3 protein-coding genes and 1 pseudogene are annotated in these 4,009 nt (G+C 67.3%); all 4 read right to left on the bottom strand.

Annotated elements, in window-relative coordinates; genetic code table 11:
• On the bottom strand, positions 1 to 988 hold a 988-nt coding region (gene glyA / locus B5X90_RS19855; protein ID WP_079555620.1), incomplete at its 3' end, for a serine hydroxymethyltransferase.
• Positions 985 to 1,380, bottom strand: coding sequence for a glycine cleavage system protein GcvH (gcvH, locus tag B5X90_RS19850; RefSeq protein WP_079555619.1), 396 nt, complete (start codon positions 1,378 to 1,380; stop codon positions 985 to 987). The genes glyA and gcvH, both read right to left, overlap by 4 nt.
• Positions 1,381 to 2,014: 634 nt before the next feature.
• Positions 2,015 to 3,163 (bottom strand): glycine cleavage system aminomethyltransferase GcvT, encoded by a 1,149-nt coding sequence (gene gcvT / locus B5X90_RS19845; RefSeq protein ID WP_079555618.1) that lies wholly within the window; start codon positions 3,161 to 3,163, stop codon positions 2,015 to 2,017.
• Positions 3,164 to 3,175: 12 nt separating this feature from the next.
• Positions 3,176 to 4,009 (bottom strand): annotated as a pseudogene (locus B5X90_RS21090) (glycine dehydrogenase (aminomethyl-transferring)); the annotation flags it as partial.

Here is a 4,009-nt window from a genome sequence, read left to right as displayed (position 1 = left end):
CGGTCACGTCCGGCTGGACGAGGCGGTCGGCGAGGATCCTGGCACCGGCCAGGACACGCTCCTGGCGCTCCTTGAACTCCGGGGACGCGGCGATCTTGAAGGCCACGGCCTTGCCGGCGATGACGTGCTCCAGCGGGCCGCCCTGCTGTCCGGGGAACACTGCCGAGTTGATCTTCTTGGCGATGTCGGCGTCGTTGGAGAGGATGATGCCGCCGCGGGGACCGGCGAGGGTCTTGTGCGTCGTGGAGGTGGTGACGTGCGCGTGCGGGACCGGGGACGGGTGCAGGCCGGCTGCGACCAGCCCGGCGAAGTGGGCCATATCCACCATGAGGTAGGCGCCCACGGAATCGGCGATCCGGCGGAACTCGGCGAAGTCGAGCTGGCGGGCGTACGCGGACCAGCCGGCGACGATCAGCGCCGGCTTGTGCTCCTGGGCCAGGGGCTCGACCTCGGCCATGTCGATCCGGTGGTCCTCTTCACGGACCTGGTACGGAATGACGTTGTAGAGCCGGCCGGAGAAGTTGATCTTCATGCCGTGCGTCAGGTGCCCGCCGTGTGCCAGGTTCAGGCCCATGATGGTGTCACCGGGCCGGATCAGGGCGTGCATCACCGAGGCGTTGGCCTGCGCGCCGGAGTGCGGCTGGACGTTGGCGTACCCGGCGCCGAACAGGGCCTTGACCCGGTCGATGGCGAGCTGTTCGATCACGTCAACGTGCTCGCAGCCGCCGTAGTAGCGCTTGCCCGGGTAGCCCTCGGCGTACTTGTTGGTCAGCACCGAACCCTGGGCCTGCATGACAGCCCTGGCGGTGTGGTTCTCCGAGGCGATCATCTCCAGCCCGTCGCGCTGGCGGGTGAGTTCGGCGTCGATGTTCGCGGCGATCTCCGGATCCAGCGCGGACAGGTCCGCGTCCAGGCTCGGGGAAACGACCTGCTCGAACGCCAGTGTCTGCGTGCCTGCGGCTGTGGCTGTGCCTGCGGCCGGGCTCACAGTTCGCCGCCGTTCTTGGAGGCGTACTCCTGGGCCGAGAGCAGGGGTCCGTCTGCTTCGGCGGCCACCTTGAAGAGCCAGCCGGCACCATACGGGTCGCTGTTGATCAGCGCGGGATCCTCGACAACGGCGTCGTTGACCTCGGTGACCTCACCCGTGACGGGGGCATACAGGTCCGAGACCGACTTGGTCGACTCAACCTCGCCGCAGGTCTCCCCCGCGGTCACCGTCGACCCGACCTCGGGCAAGTCCACGTAAACAATGTCGCCCAGGGCGTCGGTGGCGACGGCGGAGATGCCGATGGACACAACGTTTGATCCGGCGTTGCCGGAATCCCGCGCAACCCACTCGTGCTCGTCGGAATACTGCAGTTCAGGGGCAACTTTTGCCATGTGTTTTTCCTTTACGTTTGAAAAGTCGTGGGCTAAATCAATTGTGGCTGGGATGCCTACCGACCGTGGCCGGGTTGGGTGGCGGATAAGCGAATTCCTCCGCGTGCTCGGTCGCGAGGGCGCCCGCTGAGCGGACGCGACGCTCCCTTAGACGCACGCTTCCGGATGCCCCGCCCCCACCGCTAATATCCAGTTCAGTCAATATGCAGTTCAGTTTTCGGGGCCAGCCGTTTTCCCGGAAGAAACTGTGGCCGTTCGTATTCTTCTAGAGCCGGGCTGCTTCTTGGCTTCAAGGGTGTCATCAAGCTCAACCCCCAATGATCGAGCTTGCGTGGCACACCGTTGGGACAAGCCAACCCGCGGCAGGCGGTTCATCCCCAGCACCTTGGCTTTCGAAGGCGCCGGTTCCCGGTGGCCTTGTGGTGGGTGGTTGTCCTGAAGGTGAGCTGTCCTCGAGCGGCCGGCCGGCTGGGTTTTCGAAAGCGTGCGTCTAAGCGAGTGGCCGCCGTCCGGGTTCCCTGACCGAGCTTGCGAGGTTAGGGGGACGGCGGGTCAAACGAGCGAGCACGCGTGAAAACCCAGCCGGACGGCTCCGGAGCCAACCGCAGTCACGCAGCCCGCGGGACAGCTTCGGCTACTTTTGGCGCTTGTAGAAAGGCAGTGCGACCACTTCGAAGGGTTCGGCCTTGCCGCGGAGGTCGATGTCCAGTGCGGTGCCGGGTTCGGTGAATTCGACGTCGACATAGGCCATCGCGACCGGGTAACCCAGGCTCGGGCTGGGCTGGCCGGAGGTGACTTCGCCGACGACGTTGCCGTCCTTGAGGACCGGGTAGTGGCCGCGGCCGGCCCGGCGCCCGAGGCCCTTGAGCCCGACGAGCTTGCGGCCCGTGGTGGCGCCGGCGCCGGCTTCCTTCTTGGCGGCGAGGGCGGCCTTGCCGATGAAGTCGCCTTCCTTGGACAGCGCCACGACGGGGCCCAGACCGGCGGCGAACGGGTCGCCTTCGAGCGAGAGCTCGTTGCCGTAGAGCGGCATGCCGGCCTCGAGGCGCAGCGAGTCGCGGGACGCGAGCCCGGCGGGGGTCAGCTCGCCGTCCTCGGCGATGGCGACGAGTGCCTGCCAGAGGGCGGCGGCGTCGTCGTTCGCGACGAAGATTTCGAAGCCGTCTTCACCGGTGTAGCCGGTGCGGGCCAGCAGGAGGTCCTGGCTGGCGCCGCCGAACATGAACGGGACGTCCACGGCGGCGTAGTACTTCAGGCCGGTGACGAGCTCGTGCTGCGCGGCGGGGACCAGGCGCAGCAGGATCTCCTGGGCCTTGGGTCCCTGCACGGCAATCAGCGAGGTTTCGGCGGACGCGTCACGGACGGTGACGTCGAATCCGCCGTCCTTTCCGGAACCGGCCCGTTCGGCGAGGGCCTCGGCGACTACCTTGGCGTTGCCCGCGTTGGGGACCACGAGGAACTTCTGGTCGCCGCGTCGGTAGGTGATGAGGTCGTCGATGATGCCGCCGTCCTCGTTGCAGATCAGCGAGTACTTGGCCTTGCCGATGGCCATCGCGGAGATCTTGCCGACGAGGGCGTAGTCCAGGAAGGCTGCGGCGTCGGGGCCGGTGACCCAGACTTCGCCCATGTGGGAGAGGTCGAACAGGCCCGCGGACTTGCGGACGGCGTGGTGTTCGGCGAGTTCGGAGCTGTACTTCAGCGGCATCTGCCAGCCGCCGAAGTCCGTGAAGGAGGCGCCGAGCTTCTTGTGTTCTTCGTAAAGTGCCGTGTAATTCTCAGTCATCGGTGGCTGTCCTTAGTTGGCGGAGTTGGCGGAATCGTTGGAGTGGGCTGCAGTGTCTTCCTCGAAGGCTTCGAGGGGAGGGCACGAGCAGATCAGGTTGCGGTCCCCGGCGGCGCCGTCGATGCGTCCGACGGGCGGGAAGTACTTGTCCTGCTTGAGCGTGTGGACCGGGAAGACGGCCTGTTCGCGCGGGTACTCGCGGGTCCAGTCGGTGCTGATCACGGCAGCGGCGGTGTGCGGGGCGTTGCGCAGCGGGCTGTGCTCCACGGTGAAATCGCCGTTGGCCACCTGGTCGATCTCGGCGCGGATGGCGACCATGGCCGTGATGAAGCGGTCGATCTCGCCGAGGTCCTCGGACTCGGTGGGCTCCACCATCAGGGTGCCGGCCACCGGGAAGGCCAGGGTGGGGGCGTGGAAGCCGTAGTCGATCAGGCGCTTGGCCACGTCCTCGGCGGTCACGCCGGTCTTGGCCGTAAGATCGCGCAGGTCCAGGATGCACTCGTGTGCCACCAGGCCGCCTTCGCCGGTGTAGAGGACCGGGAAGGAGTCGTTGAGGCGGGCCGCGATGTAGTTCGCCGCGAGCAGTGCCGACTTGGTGGCCTCGGTGAGGCCGCGGCCGCCCATGAGCTTCACGTAGGCCCAGGAGATCGGCAGGACGCCGGCCGAGCCGTAGCGGGAGGCGGAGATCGGGGTGCCGTCGGCGCCGTTGGCGGGATCAGCCGCGTTGCCCGGCATGAACGGTGCCAGGTGTGCCTTGGCTGCGACCGGGCCGACGCCGGGGCCGCCGCCGCCGTGCGGGATGCAGAAGGTCTTGTGCAGGTTCAGGTGCGAGACGTCGCCGCCGAA

Origin of the sequence: Arthrobacter sp. 49Tsu3.1M3 (assembly GCF_900168135.1) — a bacterium.
Classification (GTDB): domain Bacteria; phylum Actinomycetota; class Actinomycetes; order Actinomycetales; family Micrococcaceae; genus Arthrobacter.
This window is presented reverse-complemented; position numbering and strand designations above follow the sequence as displayed.

What these genes read in the sequence shown, in the direction of transcription:
- gcvH (WP_079555619.1), bottom strand. Translation starts at nt 1,380, where the DNA reads ATGGCAAAAGTTGCCCCTGAACTGCAGTATTCCGACGAGCACGAGTGG.
- gcvT (WP_079555618.1), bottom strand. Translation starts at nt 3,163, where the DNA reads ATGACTGAGAATTACACGGCACTTTACGAAGAACACAAGAAGCTCGGC.